15 protein-coding genes are annotated in these 19,717 nt (G+C 70.4%); 11 read left to right on the top strand and 4 right to left on the bottom strand.

What is annotated here, in order from left to right:
• Positions 1-42: 42 nt before the first annotated feature.
• The gene (locus KDK95_RS10295) at positions 43-540 is read right to left on the bottom strand and encodes a DUF3592 domain-containing protein (RefSeq protein WP_212517844.1); all 498 of its coding nucleotides are present in this window, start codon (positions 538-540) and stop codon (positions 43-45) included.
• A gap of 228 nt (positions 541-768) precedes the next feature.
• Here KDK95_RS10295 and KDK95_RS10290 point away from each other — a divergent pair, with 228 nt between their 5' ends.
• The 10 genes from KDK95_RS10290 to KDK95_RS10245 all read left to right on the top strand — a co-directional run bounded on the left by KDK95_RS10290 (position 769) and on the right by KDK95_RS10245 (position 12,192).
• The gene (locus KDK95_RS10290; protein ID WP_212517843.1) at positions 769-1,974 is read left to right on the top strand and encodes an MFS transporter; all 1,206 of its coding nucleotides are present in this window, start codon (positions 769-771) and stop codon (positions 1,972-1,974) included.
• 435 nt (positions 1,975-2,409) lie between these two features.
• A complete protein-coding gene (locus KDK95_RS10285; protein WP_212517842.1) occupies positions 2,410-2,991 on the top strand; it encodes an SRPBCC family protein in 582 nt (193 codons plus the stop codon).
• Positions 2,992-3,477: 486 nt separating this feature from the next.
• Entirely contained in the window at positions 3,478-4,332 is an 855-nt protein-coding gene (locus tag KDK95_RS10280; RefSeq protein ID WP_212517841.1) for an HpcH/HpaI aldolase family protein, read from the top strand.
• Between the two features lie 28 nt (positions 4,333-4,360).
• A complete protein-coding gene (locus tag KDK95_RS10275) occupies positions 4,361-5,416 on the top strand; it encodes an amidohydrolase family protein (protein ID WP_212517866.1) in 1,056 nt (351 codons plus the stop codon).
• Complete coding sequence (locus tag KDK95_RS37640; RefSeq protein WP_212517840.1) at positions 5,413-7,062, top strand: thiamine pyrophosphate-binding protein; 1,650 nt, start codon at positions 5,413-5,415, stop codon at positions 7,060-7,062. Before KDK95_RS10275 ends, KDK95_RS37640 begins: the two co-directional genes overlap by 4 nt.
• Positions 7,062-7,949 carry a hypothetical protein gene (locus tag KDK95_RS10265; protein ID WP_212517839.1) on the top strand — a complete coding sequence of 296 codons (888 nt, stop codon included), beginning with the start codon at positions 7,062-7,064 and terminating at the stop codon, positions 7,947-7,949. Before KDK95_RS37640 ends, KDK95_RS10265 begins: the two co-directional genes overlap by 1 nt.
• Before the next feature lie 35 nt (positions 7,950-7,984).
• Positions 7,985-8,965 (top strand): substrate-binding domain-containing protein, encoded by a 981-nt coding sequence (locus tag KDK95_RS10260; protein ID WP_212517838.1) that lies wholly within the window; start codon positions 7,985-7,987, stop codon positions 8,963-8,965.
• A gap of 18 nt (positions 8,966-8,983) precedes the next feature.
• Positions 8,984-9,835, top strand: a complete 852-nt coding sequence (locus KDK95_RS10255; RefSeq protein ID WP_212517837.1) for an amidohydrolase family protein — start codon at positions 8,984-8,986, stop codon at positions 9,833-9,835.
• A 51-nt stretch (positions 9,836-9,886) separates the two neighbouring features.
• On the top strand, positions 9,887-10,561 hold the full coding sequence (locus tag KDK95_RS10250; protein ID WP_212517836.1) for a GntR family transcriptional regulator: 675 nt from the start codon (positions 9,887-9,889) through the stop codon (positions 10,559-10,561).
• 32 nt (positions 10,562-10,593) lie between these two features.
• Complete coding sequence (locus KDK95_RS10245; RefSeq protein ID WP_212517835.1) at positions 10,594-12,192, top strand: carboxylesterase/lipase family protein; 1,599 nt, start codon at positions 10,594-10,596, stop codon at positions 12,190-12,192.
• Between the two features lie 83 nt (positions 12,193-12,275).
• Here the strand turns inward: KDK95_RS10245 and KDK95_RS10240 are convergent, their stop codons facing one another.
• Complete coding sequence (locus tag KDK95_RS10240) at positions 12,276-13,802, bottom strand: Na+/H+ antiporter (protein ID WP_212517834.1); 1,527 nt, start codon at positions 13,800-13,802, stop codon at positions 12,276-12,278.
• 424 nt (positions 13,803-14,226) lie between these two features.
• Between KDK95_RS10240 and KDK95_RS10235 the strand changes: the two genes are divergently transcribed.
• Positions 14,227-17,058, top strand: coding sequence for a cellulose binding domain-containing protein (locus KDK95_RS10235; RefSeq protein WP_212517833.1), 2,832 nt, complete (start codon positions 14,227-14,229; stop codon positions 17,056-17,058).
• 150 nt (positions 17,059-17,208) lie between these two features.
• Here KDK95_RS10235 and KDK95_RS10230 read toward each other — a convergent pair whose 3' ends face one another.
• Both KDK95_RS10230 and KDK95_RS10225 read right to left on the bottom strand, forming a co-directional pair.
• Positions 17,209-19,095 (bottom strand): ABC transporter ATP-binding protein, encoded by a 1,887-nt coding sequence (locus KDK95_RS10230; RefSeq protein WP_212517832.1) that lies wholly within the window; start codon positions 19,093-19,095, stop codon positions 17,209-17,211.
• 146 nt (positions 19,096-19,241) lie between these two features.
• Positions 19,242-19,715: a peroxiredoxin gene (locus tag KDK95_RS10225; RefSeq protein WP_212517831.1), complete on the bottom strand. Its 474-nt coding sequence runs from the start codon at positions 19,713-19,715 to the stop codon at positions 19,242-19,244.
• Positions 19,716-19,717 lie beyond the last annotated feature (2 nt).

Genomic DNA, 19,717 nt, shown 5'->3' with positions numbered 1-19,717 from the left:
CGTGCACCATCAGGTGACGCTGTTTGCCGTATCGGTGATCATCTATGGGACGCTGCAGTCGGCAGCCATCATCACCCTCAGTGAGCATGTCCGTCGCCGGCGGCGGGTCGCCGCCAACAGATAGCCGGGGCACGCCGCATTGAAACAGTGGTGGTGCTTGTGCCCGCGTTCGGCGTCGGCGGCGATCTCGGCTTGGGCGCGGGCTACGCGCTCCTCCTCGTAGTGCTTGAGGGTGGCCTTCGCGTCGGCGATCTGCTTGGCGTGCGCGGCTTCGAGGGCGGGCATGTCGATGACCGCCTTGGAGTGGTCGTCCGGGTCGTAGCGGACCGGGACCTTGTCGCCGACGCGGAGGATGCCGACCTGCGCGCGCTTGGTCCAGCGGTGGACGATCTCGGTCTCGCCGCCGTCCTCGAACCTGACCTTGACGCGGATCGAGTAGTCGAGTTCGCTGCCGAACTGGTCCCGCGCGATCTCCTTGTGGTCCGTGACCACGCCGTGGGTCGCGGCACCGTGCTTGAGCAGGTGGTTTCGCTCGAACATCCTGATCTTCCTCAGTCTCCTGCGGCCAGGTCGTCGGCGGGTGCGCCGATGACGGTCCATGAGGTGCCGGTGCCGGTGCCTGTGCAGACCTCCGCGCGGGATCTCCCACGCTGATACTCCAAGCGTGGGGACGAGGTGTCTTGAGTAGTGCGTACTCAGACAGAAGGTCGGTGGCAGGTAGCTCGCCGCAGGTAGCTCCTTACCCGAGCTAAATATACAGTGAGGGTTGTGCGCATAATCTCCTCGCTGGCCCATCGGAACTACCGGCTGTACTTCGCGGGCCAGCTCGTGTCCGTGATGGGCACGTGGATGCAGACGGTGGCCCAGTCGTTCCTGGTGCTCGGCCTCACGCACAGCGGCACGGTGCTCGGGCTGGCGACGGCGGCGCGGTTCGTGCCGATGCTGCTGTTCGGGCCGATGGGCGGATTGATCGCGGATCGGTCGAACAAGAGGCGCATCCTCTACGTCACGCAGACGCTGGCCGGCGTCGTCGCCGCGGTCTTCGCGATCCTCACCGGCACGCACGTCATCCGGGTCTGGTCGGTCGTGATGCTCGCGCTCGCGCTCGGGTTCGTGAACGTCTTCGACAATCCGGCGCGGCAGAGCTTCATCACCGAGATGGTGCCGCCGCAGGACCTGGCGAACGCCGTCACGCTCAACTCGGTGGCGATGAACCTGGCCCGCGTCTTCGGTGCCGCGCTCGGCGGAGTCCTGGTCGCCTCGCTCGGGCTCGCGACGTGCTTCGCGTGCAACGCGGTCTCCTACGGCGCGGTGCTGGCGTCGCTCGCGCTGATGAACTCGGCGCTGCTGTATCCGGCGCGGCCGGTCAAGCAGCGGAAGGGGCAGATCAGAGCCGGGCTGGCCTACGTCCGCGAGACGCCGGAGCTGCTGGTTCCGCTCCTGATGATCGGGCTGATCGGCGCGCTCGCCTGGGAGTTCCCGGTGACGCTGCCGCTGATGGCGAGCGGGGTGTTCAGGGGCGGAGCCGGGACGTACGGCCTGATGACCTCGGTGATGGGAGCCGGCGCGGTCGTCGGCGGACTCGTGTCGGCGTCAAGGGCGAGGTTGCGGGCCCGCTCGCTGTGCCTGGCGGCGATCGGCTGGGGGATCGCGATCACGGTGGCGGCGCTCGCGTCGTCGCTGTGGGCTGAGTTGGTGGTCCTGCTGTTCGTCGGGTACGGCAGCATCACGTTCAACTCGTACGCCAAGACCACGCTCCAACTGGGGGCGCGACCCGAGATGCGCGGCCGGGTCATGGCGCTGTGGGCGCTGGCGTGGCAGGGCTCGACGCCGATCGGCGGCCCGCTCGTCGGCTGGATCGCGCAGGCTGAGGGCCCTCGCTGGTCGCTGATCGCCGGCGGGGTGCCGACAGTGCTCTGCGGGCTGCTGGCGCTGCCCGCGCTCACCCGCATCGACAATCGGGTCGAAGCCTGACTGCGGCTTCGACCACCGACCTCCTTCCTGCGGTTCGACTCAGATTGTCGAACAAGAAGTAGTTTTAAGCTAACACTGCCCCTGGGGCGTGGCAAGCTACGTGCGAAGACATCTCTTTCGCGCCCAAGGTTGACCAACATGTATGGCTAAGTGTCTGCCAATCTGCCCTGAACAGGCCAGATGTTCCCGACCAGCCCGCGCCACCCGACGTCTCTAGCGACGATTGTTGGACAAAATACTTCGCCCGAGCAGGCGCATATCGGGCTAAAAATGCACGAGACCAGGTTCTTGCTGTTGGCTGAGGGCTCCTGCTACGGTGACGGAGGAGTTTGTAGGACAATCACTCTCCCGTGTTGGCGGAGACTCCCCGGCGCGCCGACCTCACCGGCCGGCGCCGCCCGCCCCACCGATGACTCGGCAAGCGAGGTCCCAGCTTTGATCAAGATCGAGGAAGCGATCCCCGTCCCGGCTCCGCCCGACCGGGTCTGGGCCGTCGTGTCCGACCCGTCCGAGGTGGTGTCCTGCATCCACGGGGCCGAGCTCGGCGAGTACCACGACGACGGCTCGTTCGACGGCGCGCTGGTCGTGAAGTTCGGCGCGGTGCGGGTGAAGTTCGGTGCCCGTCTCTCGCTGGAGCTGGACGAGCCCGCGCACGAAGGGCGGTTGGCCGCGCGCGGCCGGGACGGCCAGGGGGCGACCCGGTTCTCCGCGCAGGCCACGTTCCGGGTCGCCGAGGACCGGGAGGGCGGCGGGTCCTGGGTGCACATGTCCGGGGAGGTGACGCTCGCGGGCCGGCTGGCGTCCGTGATCGAGGCCGGCGCCGGCGCCGTCGTCGCCCGGATGACCCGGGAGTTCACCGAGGAGCTCGTCCGCCGGTGCGTCGTCGACGAAGCGGCCGCGCCGGTCACGGTCGCCCGGCAGGCGCCCGTGCGGCGCTCCTGGTGGACGGCCCTGCGTGCCTGGTGGCGCCGCGCGGTGAGCAAGCGACAGACCGAAGAGGCAGGGAGTGCTCGATGACGAGGCTCAACGGGCGCTCCTGGTGGACGGCCCTGCGTGCCTGGTGGCGCCGCGCGGTGAGCAAGCGACAGACCGAAGAGGCAGGGAGTGCTCGATGACGAGGCTCAACGGGCGCTCCTGGTGGACGGCCCTGCGTGCCTGGTGGCGCCGCGCGGTGAGCAAGCGACAGACCGAAGAGGCAGGGAGTGCTCGATGACGAGGCTCAACGGGCGCTCCTGGTGGGCGGCCCTGCGTGCCTGGTGGCGCCGCGCGGTGAGCAAGCGACAGACCGAAGAGGCAGGGAGTGCTCGATGACGAGGCTCAACGGGCGCTCCTGGTGGACGGCCCTGCGTGCCTGGTGGCGCCGCGCGGTGAGCAAGCGACAGACCGAAGAGGCAGGGAGTGCTCGATGACGAGGCTCAACGGGCGCTCCTGGTGGACGGCCCTGCGTGCCTGGTGGCGCCGCGCGGTGAGCAAGCGACAGACCGAACAGGCAGGGAGTGCTCGATGACGAGGCTCAACAGTGTGATCGGCGCGCTGGAATCGGGACGGCACGCCTTCGGCGCGTTCGCCGCGCCCGAGCCGGCCGCAGCCCTCGAATTCGCCGCGACCGACTACGACGGCCTCGTCTTCGAGGCCGAACACAAGGCGTGGGACGCGGCGATCCTCCGGGACAGCCTGCAGTACCTGCTCGACCGGCGGCGGATCTTCTCGGGCGAGACGCTCGCCGCGGCGCCCACGCCGCTGGTCCGGGTGCCGGTCAACGGTGCCGAGTACGGCCAGTGGCACGCCAAGCAGGCGCTCGACCTCGGCGCGTACGGCATCGTCTGGCCGCACATCACCCGAGTCGAGGAGGCGCGCAACGCCGTCGCGGCCTGCCGGTACCCGCGGCTGCCCGGCGAGAAGCTCTACGAGCCGGCCGGGGTGCGCGGCGACGCGCCCGCCGCGGCGGCGCGCTACTGGGGTGTGTCGAACCAGGAGTACTACGCGAAGGCCGATGTCTGGCCGCTCGATCCGGACGGCGAAATCCTCGTCGTGCTGATGATCGAGGACCAGCTCGGCATCGAGAACCTGCCGGCGATCCTCGAGCAGGTGCCCGGCATCGGCATGGTCATGATCGGCGAGGGCGACCTGAGCCAGGAGCTCGGCGTCCCCCGCCAGCTGGAGCACCCGCTGATGGTCGAGGCCCGCAGGCGCATCGTCGGGATATGCCTCGAGCACGACGTCGTGGTCGGGCACCCGCACGTCACCGAGGGCAACGTCGAACGGGTCCTCGGCGAGGGCTACCGCTTCCTGATGTCCGCCCCGACCCGCAGCTTCCCCGGCCTGGACGCGGGCCGCAGGCTCACCGGCCGCGGCTGAGCGGGCGGCTGAACGAAAGGCACACATGATCACCATCGACAGTCACGGCCATTTCACCACCGCCCCGCCTGCCCTCGGCGCCTGGCGCGCCCGCCAGATCAAGGACTTCGAGGACTCGGGCGCCCGCGTGCGCCCGGACGAGCTGCGGATCACCGACGACGAGATCACCGCCGCGATCGACGGCGGCCAGCTCAGGCTCCAGCAGGAGCGGGGCACCGACCTCACGGTCTTCTCGCCCGGCGCGGGCAAGATGGCCCACCACTACGGCGACGCGCGGACCAGCCTGGACTGGTCGCGCGTGAGCAACGACCTGATCGCGCGGGTCTGCGGCCTCTACCCCGACCGCTTCGCCGGTGCCTGCCAGCTCCCGCAGTCGCCCGGTGACGCACTGGCCGGCTCCGTGCGCGCGTCCGCCGTCGAGCTCGAACGCTGCGTCGAAGAACTCGGATTCGTCGGCTGCCTGCTCAACCCCGATCCCTCGGACGGGTACTGGCAGGCGCCGCCGCTGACCGACCGGGTCTACTACCCGCTCTACGAGAAGATGGCCGAGCTCGACGTACCGGCGATGGTGCACGTGGCGATGTCGCGCAACCCTGCGATTCAGGGCACGTGCGGGCACTATCTCGGCGGCGACACGACCGCGTTCATGCAGCTGTGCCAGTCCGACCTGTTCCGCGACTTCCCGACGCTGCGGCTGATCATCCCGCACGGCGGCGGCGCGGTGCCGTACCACTGGGGCCGCTACCGCGGGGTCATGCAGGATCAGGGCCGTCCGCCGCTGGAGGAACTGGTGCTGAACAACGTCTTCTTCGACACCTGCGTGTACCACAAGCGAGGCCTCGAACTGCTGACGGACGTCATTCCGGCGGCCAACATCCTGTTCGCCTCGGAGATGATCGGCGCCGTCCGCGGCATCGATCCGGAGACCGGCCACCACTTCGACGACACCAAGGCGCTGCTCGACTCCATCGACTCCATCGCGGACGCGGACCGGCAGGCGATCTACGGCGGCAACGCGCTGCGCGTCTTCCCGCGCTTGAGCCGCATCCCGCACATCGGCAAGCAGCAGGAGGTCGCACGGTGAAGGTCTACGAAGCCCTCGCGAACGCGTTCGCCGCCGAGGGCACGACGGACGTCTTCGGCATGATGGGCGACGCCAACATGCACTGGATGAACGCGCTCGCCGAGCGCGGCGTGAACCTCTACGAAGTGCGGCACGAGGGCTCCGGCCTCGGCATGGCTGACGGATTCGCCCGCGCGGCCGGCCGTCCCGGCGTGCTGACGGCCACCAGCGGCCCCGGCACCGCGCAGCTGGCCACCTCCATGATCGTGGCGGCCCGCGCGCGCACGCCGCTCATCGCGTTCTGCGGCGAGGTCGCGAGCGGCGACGAGAGCGCCGTGCAGTACCTCGACCAGCGGCGCTTCGCGGCGGCGATCGAGTGCGAGTTCGTCCACGTCACCCGCGCCGAGCAGGCCGAAGAGGCGGTCCAGCGGGCGTTCTACATCGCCCGCACGCAGTCGCGCCCGGTGATGATCAGCGCGCCGATCGACGTCCAGCTGCAGGAGTTCGACGACGCCGGGCCGTACACCCCGTCGACCGAGCTGGTCCGCGCGCCGAAGCTGGTTCCCCCCGCCGATCGCCTCGCGCGGGCGGTCGAGATCATCGCGTCCAGCAAGCGCGTCGTGATCGTCGCCGGACGCGGTGCACGCAGCGCCGGTGCCGGCGAGCAGATCCTCGCGCTCCAGCGTCGGACCGGCGCGATGCTCGCCACGACCTTGCAGGCCAAGAACTGGCTGTGCGCCGAGTCCGAGTACCACGTCGGCATCGCGGGCCTGTTCGGCAGCAAGCTGGCGATGGAGCTGCTGCAGGAGGCCGACTGCGTCGTCGCGGTCGGCGCGAGCCTGAACCACTACACGATCGAGAGCGGCTACCTCTTCCCCGAGGCCAAGTACGTGCAGATCGACATCGCGCCGCACCTCGTGATGGGCAACGGCCGCGTCGCCGACTGCTACCTCCAGGCCGACGCCGTCACCGCGCTCACCGACCTGACGCGGGCCTTGGAAGTGCGCGGTGTGCAGATCGAAGGCTTCCAGACCTCCGACGTGCGGCGACGCCTGTCCGAGCCGCTGATCGACCCGGCCGAGTTCCAGCGTCGGCCCGGCCTGCTCGACCCGCGCGAGGCCATTTCGATCCTGGACGCCGAACTGCCCGGCGAGATCGGCCTCGTCCTCGGCAGCGGCCACCAGGTCGACTTCGGGACGATGCTCTTCCAGCGCTCCCGCGAGATCACCTCGAACTACGGCATGTTCGGAGCCATCGGCCAGGCGCCGCTGATCACCATCGGGGCCGTCGTCGCCGACCGCAAGCCGATGTTCGTGGTCGAAGGCGACGCCAGCTTCCTGATGCACCTGTCCGAGTTCGAGACGGCCTGCCGCTACCGGCTGCCCGTTCTCGTCGTGGTCATGAACGACGAAGGCCTCGGCGCGGAGTACCACAAGGCGCGCGCGAAGGGCCTCGACCCCGAGCTCGCCGTGATCCCGACCCCGGAGCTCGGCGCGGTCGCCCGGGCCCTCGGCGGAGGCGGCGCGACCGTGCGTACGCCGGACGAACTGCGCGCCGCGCTGGCCGAGTACGTCCGCGACCCGCGGCCGTCCGTGATCGACGTGCGCATCACCCGCGACGTGCTCAGCGTGCCCTACCGCCGGATCCAGTACGGAGAGGATGTCTGATGAAGATCGTCTTGGGAAGGGACGAGCCGGCCGCGGCCGCCGTCGGCGCCGCGGTGTCGGCCGGAGCCGCCGCCGAGCGCGTCGAGGTCCGCCCGGTCCACAAGGCCTCGCGGGGGTTCGTCAACGACGGGTCCGTCGACGTGTGCGAGGTCGCCATCGTGACGCTCCTTCAGGCCTTCGCCTACGGCAAGCCGGTCGCATTGCTGCCGATCACCATGCTCGGCCGCTTCCAGCACCAGACCCTGGTGACGATGGGCTCGCTGACCGTCGACGAGATCGCCGGCCGCACCGTGGGCGTCAGGTCGTGGAGCCAGACCACCGGCGTGTGGGTGCGCGGTTTCCTCACCGAGCAATACGGCGTCAAGCTCACCGACGTCAATTGGCGCACCTACGAGGACGGACACGTCGACGGCTACACCGACCCGGCCTGGGTCGGCCGGGCCCCGGAGGGCGCGAAGCTGCCTCTCGACTTCCTCGAAGGCCGGCTCGACTACGGGATCATGGGCAACGAACTGCCCGCCGACGACCGCATCCGCACCGCGATTCCGGAGGCGTCGAGTGTCGCCGCCGACTGGTCGGCGCGCAAGGGCTTCGCGCCCATCAACCACGTCGTCGGCATGAGCCTGACCGCCGCGCGCGAGAACCCCAAAGCAATCCTCGCCGCGTACGACGCGCTCCGCGAAGCCGCCGCCGCCGGGAAGTCCGCCGCCGGGAAGCAGGAGCCGGTCGACCTGGCCCCGGCGGGCTTCTCCGCGCTGCGCGGCCCGGTCACCCAGGCCGCGATCTACGCCTACGAACAGGGCGTGCTGCCGCGTCCCGTGCAGTTCGACGAGCTGGTCGGGCAGACCTGTTCCGCGCTCGGCGTCGATCCCGCGCGGCTGGACTGAACCCGGCGACCCTCGAAACGATAGAAAGGCATGAAATGGCACAGCTTTCCGTCGTCCTCGGCGACTACGCCCACGGCCGCGCGCTGCTCGCGGGCGAGGTCCCGGTGCCGGGGCACGAGGTGCGGCCGGTCGAGGTCAAACCGGTCATCGGCGCCTACCGGCGGATGATCCGCGACCTCGAATTCGACGTCTGCGAACTCGCCCCGACCTCGTATCTCATGGCCCTGCAGACCGGCGTGCCGCTCACCGGCATCCCGGTGTTCCTCAACCGCCGCTTCCACCACGGCGACGTGCAGTGCGGCGTGAACTCCGGCATCCGCGTCCCGACCGACCTGAAAGGCAAGCGCATCGGAGTGCGCGCCTACACGGTCACGACCGGCGTGTGGATGCGCGGGATCCTGCGCGACGAATACGACGTCGACGTCGATTCCGTCACCTGGGTCGTGGACGACGAGGACCACATCGAAGGCCGCAACCCGCCGAACGTCGAGCACGTCGCCGACAGCCGGTCGCTCGGCGAGCTGCTGCGCGCGGGAGAGCTGGACGCGGCGTTCACCGGCAACGCGGGAACCGGCCGGGCCGGGGCGCCGAAGGCGGGCTGGGCCGCCGCCGCGGAGCAGCCCGCCGCCGAGGACGGACCGTACCCGCTGTTCCCGGACCACGACGTGCTCGCCGTCGACTGGTATCTGCGGACCGGCGTGTACCCGCTGCATTCGGTGATCGCGATCCGCCGCGAGCTGGTCGACGCCGAACCCGAACTGCCCACCAGGCTGTACGCGGCGTTCGCGGAGAGCAAGCGGCGGCAGGTCGCGGCGGACCCGCGGTGGAGCGCGCTGCCGCGGCTCGCCGAGCAGGAGAGGCAGATCGGCGGCGATCCGATCCCGTACGGACTGGCCGCCAACGAGGCGAGCATCCGCGCGCTGGTCAAATTCTCCCGCGACCAGGGACTGCTGGACGCGGACTTCCCCGACGACCCGGCCGGCGTGTTCGCCGCCGGCGACTACCCGGACGCGTGAGTGAGGAGAGGCGAAGCCATGGAGATCATCGACACGCACTGCCACGTCGTCTCGGCCGACGTGGACCGCTACCCGCGCGCCCCGATCGGCGGCAGGCAGTCCGGCTGGGCCACGACCCGGCCGGTGACCGCGGAGGGCATGGCCGAGCAGATGGACCGCGCCGGAGTCAGCCGGTCCGTGCTCGTCCAGGCGACGACCGCGTACGGATACGACAACTCCTACGTCCTGGACAGCGCGGCCCAGCGTCCCGAGCGCTTCATCGTGGTCGGCACGGTGGACCCGCTGCGTCCCGAGACCGCGGACGAGCTCGCCGTGACCTGCGGCAAGGGCGGCCTGTCCGGCGTGCGGCTGTTCACCAGCGGAAGCACCGTGCCCACGCAGGGGGAGTGGTTCGCCGCTCCGGAGACCTACCGGTTCTGGGAGCAGGCGACGGCGCTCGGCGTCACGGTGTGCCTGCAGATGCGCCTCGGAGCGGCGACCGCGCAGCTCAACGAGCTGCTGCTGCGGTTCCCGGCCGTCCGCGTGCTGCTGGACCACATGGCGTACCCCGACATCGACGCCTCCCCCGCCGACGCGGGCAAGCAGGTCGCCCTGCTGGCCACGCACCCGAACCTCTACCTGAAGCTCACGCACCGCAACCTGGAACCGCTCCAGCGCGCGGGCGCCGAGGCCGCGGCGTTCCTCGACCCGGTGGTCTCGGCCTTCGGCGCCAACCGGATCGCCTGGGGTTCCAACCTGCCCGCGGCGGAGCAGTCGCTCCCCGAACTGGTCGCGCTGGCCCGCGGCGTGCTGAGCGGCCTGCCGGAGCGCGAGCAGCAGGAAATCTTCGCGGCCACAGCGCGTCGGCTGTACCCTGACCTGGCCGATTAGGCGAGAGACTGAGGGTCTTCGAGACAGTTGGACGAGCACCGGGGCGCACACGTGGACGATAGCGACAAGATCAGCACGACCAGATCGACCCAGGTCTACGAGGAGTTGCGCTCGCTGCTGCTTTCGGGCAGCTTCGAGCCCAACACCCGGCTGACCGAGGCCGACCTGACGCGCATGTTCACGGTGTCGCGCGGCACGATCCGGCCGGTGCTCGTCCGGCTGGCCCACGAGGGCTACGTCACCAGCGAGGCCAACCGCGGCGTGCGGACCCGCAGCTTCAGCGTGGAGGACGCCGCCGACATCCTCGAGGCGCGCGAGACGCTGGAGGCGGCGCTGGCCGGCAAGGCGGCCGAGCGCGCCACCGACGCGGAGATCGAGGAGCTGCGCCGGACGCTCACCGAGATGGAGCAGGCCCAGCAGCGCGGCGACCAGCAGGCGTACTCGGCGGGCAACCGCCGCTTCCACCAGCAGGTCAAGCACGCCGCCCATCAGCACACTCTCGCGCAGGCGTACGACACGCTGCTCTACCCGCTCGTCATGCGCCAATACCGCGACCTCACGGCCCGGCACCCGCGCGGCGGATCGCTGCAGGAGCACCAGGCGATCTTCCTGGCGATCGTCACCCGCAACCCGCCGGCCGCCGAGGCCGCCATGCGCCACCACGTCGGCTCGGCCCGGCAGGCGCTGCTGCTCAACCACGCCGCGAACGGTTCCCCCCGGGACTGATCCGCGGCCCGCCGGCCCATCGGAAGGAACTGATGCACAGCCCGCTGGACATCGAAACCGGTCTCCTGCAGGGAATCCCCGGCCGGGACCGGTCGGTGACCGTCTACCGCGGCATCCCGTACGCGGCTCCGCCGACCGGCGACCTGCGCTGGCGCGCGCCGGGCCCGGCAGAGCCGTGGACCGGCGTGCGCGACGCCGCCCACTTCGGCCCGATGTGCCCGCAGTCGCCGCAGGACCGCGTCGCGGCCGGCATCGACCTGCCGCTGTCAGAGGACTGCCTGAGCCTCAACGTGTGGACCGCCGCCAGGGACGAATCGGAGCGCCTGCCGGTCCTGGTCTGGATCTACGGCGGCCTGTTCCGGGCGGGCACCGGCGCGAACCCGCGCTACGACGGCGAACGGCTGGCGGGCAAGGGCGTCGTCGTGGTGACCTTCAACTACCGCCTCGGCGTCTTCGGCTTCCTGTCCACGCCCGAGCTGAGCGCCGAATCCGGCCACGAGGCGTCCGGCAATTACGGCCTGCTGGACTGCATCGCCGTACTGGGGTGGGTGCAGCGCAACATCGCGGCTTTCGGCGGCGACCCGTCCCGGGTCACCGTCGCCGGCCAGTCCGCGGGCGCCGGGACGGTCAACTTCCTGTCCATGTCGCCGCTGGCCCGAGGCCTGTTCCACCGGTCGATCGTGCAGAGCCACGCGCGCTACTCCGCCGACCCGGAACTGCGCTACCTGTCCACCTCGTACCGCGCGCTCGCCGACGCCGAACAGGCCGGCGAACGCTACGTCAGGGAGCACGGCGGCGGCGGGCTGCGCCGCCTGCGCAAGCTGCCCTGGCAGAAGCTCGTCGACGGACACGCCGCGGTCGACGACGCGGTCGATTCGCTCAGCGTCGCCAAGCCCCCGCTGTTCCGGCCCGTCGTCGACGGCTACGTCATCCCGCACGGGTACGCGGAGACGTACGCGCTCGGCGAGCAGAACGACGTGTTCTACATCGCCGGCAACAACCTCGACGAGAGCGGCGCCGTTCCGGACGCCGCGTTCGCCGAGTACCGACGAGCGGGTGCCGGCACGTTCCGCCCCGGCGCGCCGCCGGTCTACGTCACGCGCGCGGACTTCGTCGCCGCCGCCGAGCGCAGGTTCGGCCCGATGACCGAGGAGTTCTTCCGCCTCTACCCGGCCGACGACGAGGACCAGGCGGCCCGCTCCGCCGCCGCGGCCGCCCGTGACAACGCCCGCGTCTCGACGTACCTGTGGGGCGCCGAGTGGACCAGGCACGCGACCAAGCCGCTCTACACCTACCTCTGGGCGTACCCCGCGCCGCCGCTCAACGGCGCAGGAGGCACAAGGCGCGCGGGCCACGGCTCGGAGATCGAATTCGTGTTCGGCAACCTCGACCCCGACGATCCCCGCTGGAGCTACGAGGACCGCCGCGTCTCCGAGACCATGACGTCGTACTGGGCGAACTTCATCGCCACCGGCAACCCGAACGGACCCGGCCTGCCCGACTGGCCGCCGTACGTCCCGGGCAGCGGCACCGTGATGCGCTTCGGCGAGAAGTTCGCGCCCGAGCCGGTCGCCGAGGCCGCCCGGTTCGAGTTCTGGCAGCGCTTCTTCGCGACGCAGAAACCCTGGTGACGGCCGGCTCCCGGCGCCCGAAGGAAGCAGAACTCTGCGATTCACCCTGTTCGAGCACGCGGGCGCGCGGCGGCGCCGCCGGCTCAGCGCACGATGCCGTTCTCGGTGCGGTCGAGTTCGTGGGTGAACCGCCGTTGCGCGGCGTCGTTGATCCGGCCGTCGGCGTACAGCCGGCGCAGCTCCGCGCGCTGCACGTCGATCACCGCCCGCTGCAGCCGGGCGAAATCGCCGACCGGCCACGCGCCGTCCTCGTGGCCGCCCAGCCGGGCGTTGTACCGGCGGCGGAGCCGATCGACCACCTGCGGCGGTATGCCGTCGCCGAGGTTGTCGAGGAATTCGAGCGCCGCCTCGTCGAGCGAGGTGCGCACCTCGGCTTCCTGCGCGGCGAGAAGCTCCGGATCGACGGCCAGGCCCGAACTGCGCACGACGCGGCCGAGAGTCAGGCCTTGAACCGTCAGCGTGATCGCGACCACGGTCGTCGTGAGCACCAGGACCAGGGGCCGATCGGTCAGCGGCGCACCGCCGTCAGCCGTCAGAGGGATGGACAGGGCGGCGGCCAGCGGCATCACCCCGCGCGTGCCGGCCCAGGCCATCACCCGCGCCAGCGGCCAGGCCGGATACCCGCGGGTGGGTGCCGCGAGCGCGACCGTCGGCCGCATCCACGCCACGCGCACCACGATCAGCGCCCCAGCCAGCGCGGCGGCCTCCAGCGGCCACCACGAGGTGCCCGGCGGAAGGTCGCGCACGAACGTGGGCAGCTGCAGGCCGATCAGCGCGAACACCACCGATTCGAGCAGGAAGACGATGACGCCGTACACCGCGTGCACCTGCAGGCGGATGCGCGCGTCGGTGACCCGGTGCCCCGCGCTGCCGACCACGACCCCGGCGACGACGACGGCGGTGACGCCGGAGACCCCGGCGCCCTGGGCGAGCACGTACGCGGCATACGGCGTGACCAGCGCGATCACCGTCTGCAGCATCGGATCGGCGGTTCGGGCCCGTAGCGCGATGACCAACAGCGCCAGCGCCGCACCGACCCCCATCCCGCCGCCGGCGAGCACCACGAACCGGCCCGACGCCGCGAGCAGGTTCACGCCGTCCGTCCCCACGGCGACGCCGACCGCGACCTGGAAGAGCACCAGCGAGGTCGCGTCGTTGAACAGGCTCTCCGTCTGCACGAGCGCCTGAATGCGCGGCGGAAGCGGAAGCCTGCGCCCCAGCGCGGTGACCGCGACCGGGTCGGTGGACGCGAGCACCGCCCCGAGCACGAACGCCATCGGCGCGGCCAGCGATGTGACCCAGAGCGCGATGCCGCCGATCGCGAAGGCGGTGGCCAGCACCAAGCCCAGCGCCAGCGCCGCCACCGGACGCCAGATATCGCGCAGTTCCCGCGCGGAGATGTCCTGAGCCGAGGCGTAGAGCAGTGGCGGGAGCACGACGAGACTGATGAGCTCCGGCGTCGTACGCACGGCCGGAACCCCGGGGATCAGCGCCACGAGAAGGCCGAAGACCACGAGCACCGAAGGCGCCGGAACCCGCCACCGATTCGCGTACGTGGCCACCAGCGTGCTCGCCACCACCAGTGCCACCACGATTCCGGCTTCGCGCACGCGGGCACCTCTCGAGTCCACCGGGCCCCCAAGCCGATCCGGCGAGGTTCTTCCCGAGCCGACCAGACTTCCCGGCACACCACCGGCCAGTATAGCGATCACCGCATCAAGCGCTTGGCCACCTGCGCAGGCCGTTCTCCGGGACCTCGTCGCCCGGCCGATCGCGGGCAACTGCTGCGTGCCGCCGGAGAGCCGTCGGCGGCATTTCGGCGGGACGGCTGTCGAAATCCGAATACCGGCACGTCATCGCCGGGTTGGGCTGAAATTTCATAAGGCTCGTTGCCGAAGTCCGGCATCGACTCTACCGTGCGGTTCGCACCGGTAATCGAAGCGCTTCGACGATGTGCCGCCGCGGCGTCAGCGTGCTGCGCGCAGCGTCCGACGCGCCCTTCCCTCGCTGTTTCGAAAGGGCGGACGACCACCTATGCACGTGCGTATCCCTCGCATCTCCGCGCCGCGGGCGCTGCTGCCCGGGCGCCGCGCCGCCCGCGGGTTCGCCGCCGCGGCCACGGCGCTGGCCGCCGCCGCGGCGCCGCTGCTGGTCCAGGCCGCGGCCAGCCCGGCCGCGGCGGCCACCCCCGCCTCCACCGCCTACACGTGGAGCAACGTCCCGATCGGCGGCGGCGGATTCGTTCCCGACATCGTCTTCGACCAGGGCGCGGCGAACATCGCCTACGCCCGCACCGACATCGGCGGCGTCTACCGGTGGAATCAGAGCTCGAGTTCGTGGACCCCGCTGATGGACTGGGTCGGCCAGGCCAACTGGAACCTGATGGGCGCCGTCTCGGTGGCCGCTGACCCGATCAACACGAACAAGGTCTGGGTCGCGGCGGGAATGTACACGAATTCCTGGGACCCGAACGACGGCGCGATTCTGCGCTCGTCGGACCAGGGCAGCACGTGGAGCGAGACGACGCTGCCGTTCAAGCTCGGCGGGAACATGCCGGGCCGGGGGATGGGCGAGCGGCTGGCCGTCGACCCCAACGACGACAACATCCTCTACCTCGGCACGCCGAGCGGGCACGGACTGTGGAAGTCCACTGACTCCGGTGTCACCTGGTCGCAGGTCACGAGCTTCCCGAACGTCGGCGACTACGTGCAGGACTCCACCGACACGACCGGCTACCTCGCCGACGACCAGGGCGTGACCTGGGTCGCGTTCGACAAGGCCTCGGGCACCTCGGGCAGCGCCACCCCGACGATCTTCGTGGGCGTCGCCGACCTGCAGAACACGGTCTACGAGAGCACCGACGGCGGCACCACGTGGTCCCGCGTGGCCGGCCAGCCGACCGGCTTCCTGGCGCACAAGGGCGAGGTCGACCCGAGCGGCTCCTACCTGTACATCACCACCAGCAACAAGGGCGGCCCCTACGACGGCTCGTCCGGCGACGTGTGGAAGTACGCGCTGTCCACCGGCACGTGGACGCAGATCAGCCCGGTCCCGTCGTCGAACACGTCAGGGGACTACTTCGGCTATTCGGGCCTGTCCATCGACGCGGAGCACCCGAACACGATCATGGTGACGGGCTACAGCTCCTGGTGGCCGGACACCTTCGTCTACCGGAGCACCGACGGCGGCGCGACGTGGAAATCGGCGTGGAGCTACACGAGCTACCCGAACCGCTCCGACGCGTACACGATGAACATCTCCGCGACGCCCTGGCTGACGTTCGGGAGCTCGACGGCCGAGCCGGTCGAGTCGCCGAAGCTCGGCTGGATGACCGAGGGCCTGGCGATCGACCCGTTCAACAGCAACCGGATGTTCTTCGGCACCGGCGCGACGCTGTTCGGCACGACCAACCTGACCAACTGGGACAGCGGGACGACGTTCACCATCCAGCCGTTCGTCAGCGGGCTCGAGGAGACCGCCGTCAATGATCTGATCAGCCCGCCGAGCGGAGCGCCGCTGCTCTCGGCGCTGGGCGATCTGGACGGCTTCGTGCACACGTCGCTGACCAGCGTTCCGTCGATGATGTACACCGCGCCGAACCTCTCCAGCGGCGACAGCATCGACTACGCAGGACTCGACGCGTCCGACATCGTGCGTACCGGGGACATCGACAAGACCTCGAATCCGAGCGTGAACCGGATCGGCTTCTCCACCAACGGCGGCACGAGCTGGTGGCAGGCCTCGACCGAGCCGCCGGGCGTCACCGGCGGCGGGCACGCGGCGATCGCGGCGGACGGCAGCAGCGTCGTCTGGAGCCCGGCGGGCACCGGCGTGTACCACTCGACCGACTACGGCAGCTCGTGGACCGCGTCGAGCGGTATCCCGGCGGGCGCGGTGATCGCCTCCGACCGGGTGAATCCGAAGGTGTACTACGGCTACTCGGCCGGCACGTTCTACGTCAGCACCGACGGCGGCGCGACCTTCGCCGCGACGGCCGCCACCGGGCTGCCGTCCACCGGCACCGTGTACATCAAGGCCCTGCCGGGCGTGGCGGGCGACGTCTGGGTGACCGGCGGATCGTCTACCGGAAGCTCGGGCATCTGGCACTCGACCAACCAGGGCACGAGCTTCACCCAGCTCGGCAGCGTCTCCGCGGCCGTCAACCTGGGCTTCGGCAAGTCCGCGACCACCGGCGGCTACCTCGCGCTCTACTCGATCGCGACCGTCAACGGCGTGCAGGGCGTCTTCCGCTCGGACGACGAGGGCGCGACCTGGACGCGGATCAACGACAACGCGCACCAGTGGGGCAACATCGGCGCGGCGATCACCGGCGACCTCAACGTCTACGGCCGCGTCTACGTGGGCACCAACGGCCGCGGGATCATGATGGGCGTCCAGAGCGGGACGAGTACCACGACCGCCTCGGCGTCCGCCTCGAGCACGGCCACCGCGAGCTCGACGGCGACGGCCACGGCTACGGCGTCTGCCTCCGCTTCGTCGACCGCCTCCGCCACGGCGAGTTCGACCCCGACGACGTCCGCGACCGGGTTCGCCTGCCACGTCGTCTACACGAAGAACAGCGAGTGGTCCGGCGGCTTCACCGCATCGGTGGCGATCGACAACACCGGAAGCACGACTATCAGCGGCTGGACCGTGGGCTTCACCTTCGGCGGCGACCAGAAGATCACCAGTGCGTGGAACGAGGGCTCGTACACCCAATCCGGCGCGGCGGTCAGCGTGACCAACGCCGGCTACAACGGCTCGATCGCACCAGGCGGCAACACGAGCTTCGGATTCCAGGGAACCTGGACATCCAGTGACGCCGCGCCGACGGCCTTCACCGTCAACGGGACGACGTGCACATAGGCGGCAGCGCACGAGCGGGTGGCCGGCACGCAATCGTGCCGGCCACCCGTGCTTCTCGTCGCGGTCGCGCCGGAGGCAGACGCAGCCAGACCGTGACGCCGACCGCGGTCAGGCGCCGGGAGCCGAGTCAGACCGTGGCGCCGACCGCATTCAGACCGTGGCGCCGACCGCCTCGCTCGCCTCCTCGCTGGTGTCTTCGCTGCTGTCTTCGCTGGTCTCCTTGCTCGCGTCTTCGCTCGTCTCCTCGCTCAGGAAGCCGCCCGACTGGTGCCGCCAGAGCTTCGCGTACGCGCCCTTCGCGTCCAGCAGTTCGTGGTGCGTGCCCTGCTCGACGATCCGGCCGCGGTCGAGGACGACGAGGCGGTCCATGCCGGCGACCGTGCTCAGCCGGTGCGCCACCACGAGGGCCGTGCGCCCCTCCATCAGCCGCCAGAGCGCCTCCTGGACGAGGATCTCGCTCTCCGAGTCCAGCGCACTGGTCGCCTCGTCCAGCAGCAGGATCGGGGCGTCGCGCAGGATGGCCCGGGCCAGTGCGACGCGCTGGCGCTGCCCGCCGGAGAGCTTCACGCCGCGTTCGCCGACCATCGTGTCGTAGCCGTCCGGCAGCGCCTCGACGAACTCGGCGACGTGCGCGGCCTCGGCCGCTCGGCGGATCTCGGCCTCGGTGGCGCCCGGCCGGGCGAACGCGATGTTCTCGCGCAGCGTCCGGTGGAACATCGCCGGATCCTGCGGCACGTACGCGATCTGGCTGCGCAGGTCCGCCTGGCGCAGGTCGCGGATGTCCTGGCCGCCGATCAGGATCCTGCCGCCGTCGATGTCCGTCAGCCGCAGCAGCAGCTTGGTCAGCGTGCTCTTGCCGCCGCCGGAGCGGCCCACCAGCCCGATCCGCGACCCGCCCGGCACCGCGAGATCGAGCCCGTCGAACAGCGGCTTGCCGCTGCCGTAGCCGAACGTCACCCGCTCGAAGCGGATCTCGGCGGCCCCGGAGCGCAGCGGCTCGGGCGTCACCGGGTCGAGCACCGTCGGCGGCGTGCGCACCAGGGCCGTGAACTGCGCGGCCTCGGTCATCGCGCTTTCCAGGTTGCGGTAGATCCGGCTGAACTCGAACATGATCCGCGTCGCGCTCGAGTAGTAGGAGAAGACGACCACGATCGCCGCCACTCCCTGGCCGCGCGTCGCGAGCACGACCGCCAGCAGCAGCCCGAGGCCGATGGTCAGCACCGACATCGGCGCGATCACCGTGTCGACCCGCAGGTTGCTGTAGTCCCAAGAGCGCACCGAGAGCCGCTTCGCCTCCGCGACCCGGCTGCGGTGCTCGGCGGCCTCCCGCCGTTCGGCGGCGAAGGCCCGGACCGTGTCCATGTTCGTCAGGCTGTCCGCGACGTGCCCCGCCACCCGCGCGTTGGCCGCCTCGCGCAGATCCACCAGCGCCTGGCGGTGCCGGATGATCGGCACCACGGCCGCGCCCGTGATCGCGATCATCCCCAGCAGCAGGGCGACCAGCCACGGGTCGTAGCGCCACAGCACCACCGAGCCGAAGGCCAGCGGCACGAAGTTGCCCACGACCTCGAACACCAGCGTGTCGGCCGTCTGCTCGAACCGGGACGCGAAGCTCACGACCCGCTTCGTGAGCGAGCCGGCGAAGTTGTCGTGGAAGAACGCCGCGTCCTTCGCGAACAGCTCGTCCAGGCCGACCACGTATAAGTGCTCGATTCCGAGCGCGTCGAGCCGGTTCAGAAAATGCATCCCGATGCGCCAGAGCACCTCGGAGATCAGCAGAATTCCGGTGAATCCGAGCACGTAGGGAATCGCCGCGCCGAGGGTCAGGTGCGCGTTCCCGGTGATCCGGGTGACGAGCTGCGCGACCACCAGCGGCGCGAGGTAGAGAATGCCGATGTTGCCCAGCGCCGGCCCGAACATGGCCGGTAGCGTGAGCCGCCAGAGCCGCGTCATCTCGCGCCGGTAATAGCGCACGGCGAGCATCACCGAACCCTTGTCCGGTTTCTCCTCGCCCGTTTCATCGCGTGAAACACCCATCACGCCGCCTCCTTGATGTGCCCGCAGGATTTGGCGGAAGGCCGCCGTCAGAGCTCTCAGTGTCGCGTGACGGCGGCGACGGCGTCCAAGGGTTTTTTCGCGCTATGTGCGGACAAGCACTCGAATTCGGATCGTCGTTCGAGAGGTCACGCGCTCTCTTCCTGCAAGCGGCGGACGGCTTCGAGCGCCTCGGTGACGTGCGCGCCGAAGTTCATCATGGAGTTGAACGTGTGGCGCACCGTGCCCGTGCGGTCGATGACGTACGTGACCCGGCCGGGCAGCACGACGAGCGTGCTCGGCACGCCGTAGAGCTTGCGGACCTTGCCGCCGGCGTCGCTCAGGAGGGTGAACGGCAGCCTGTGCTTGCCGGCGAACGCCTCGTGCCGCTCCACGGAGTCGGAGCTGACGCCGATCACGTCGGCTCCGAGGTCGGTGAACGACTCGTAGCTGTCGCGGAAGGCGCAGGCCTCGGCCGTGCAGCCGGTGGTGTCGTCCTTGGGGTAGAAGTAGAGCACGACGGCGTTCTCGCCGATCCGGTCATGCAGGGAGACCGGTTCGCCGGAGGCCGACGGGAGAGTGAAGTCGGGTGCCTTGTCGCCTACGCCGATGCCTCGGGGCATGG

The organism is Actinospica acidithermotolerans, from assembly GCF_018139625.1.
GTDB classification, from domain to species: Bacteria; Actinomycetota; Actinomycetes; order Streptomycetales; family Catenulisporaceae; genus Actinospica; species Actinospica acidithermotolerans.
The sequence above is the reverse complement of the archived record's forward strand: the minus strand, read 5'-3'. Positions and strand labels throughout refer to the sequence as shown.

What these genes read in the sequence shown, in the direction of transcription:
- KDK95_RS10295 (WP_212517844.1), bottom strand. Translation starts at nt 540, where the DNA reads ATGTTCGAGCGAAACCACCTGCTCAAGCACGGTGCCGCGACCCACGGC.
- KDK95_RS10280 (WP_212517841.1), top strand. Translation starts at nt 3,478, where the DNA reads ATGACGAGGCTCAACAGTGTGATCGGCGCGCTGGAATCGGGACGGCAC.
- KDK95_RS10265 (WP_212517839.1), top strand. Translation starts at nt 7,062, where the DNA reads ATGAAGATCGTCTTGGGAAGGGACGAGCCGGCCGCGGCCGCCGTCGGC.
- KDK95_RS10260 (WP_212517838.1), top strand. Translation starts at nt 7,985, where the DNA reads ATGGCACAGCTTTCCGTCGTCCTCGGCGACTACGCCCACGGCCGCGCG.
- KDK95_RS10255 (WP_212517837.1), top strand. Translation starts at nt 8,984, where the DNA reads ATGGAGATCATCGACACGCACTGCCACGTCGTCTCGGCCGACGTGGAC.
- KDK95_RS10245 (WP_212517835.1), top strand. Translation starts at nt 10,594, where the DNA reads ATGCACAGCCCGCTGGACATCGAAACCGGTCTCCTGCAGGGAATCCCC.
- KDK95_RS10235 (WP_212517833.1), top strand. Translation starts at nt 14,227, where the DNA reads ATGCACGTGCGTATCCCTCGCATCTCCGCGCCGCGGGCGCTGCTGCCC.
- KDK95_RS10230 (WP_212517832.1), bottom strand. Translation starts at nt 19,095, where the DNA reads ATGGGTGTTTCACGCGATGAAACGGGCGAGGAGAAACCGGACAAGGGT.
- KDK95_RS10225 (WP_212517831.1), bottom strand. Translation starts at nt 19,715, where the DNA reads ATGCCCCGAGGCATCGGCGTAGGCGACAAGGCACCCGACTTCACTCTC.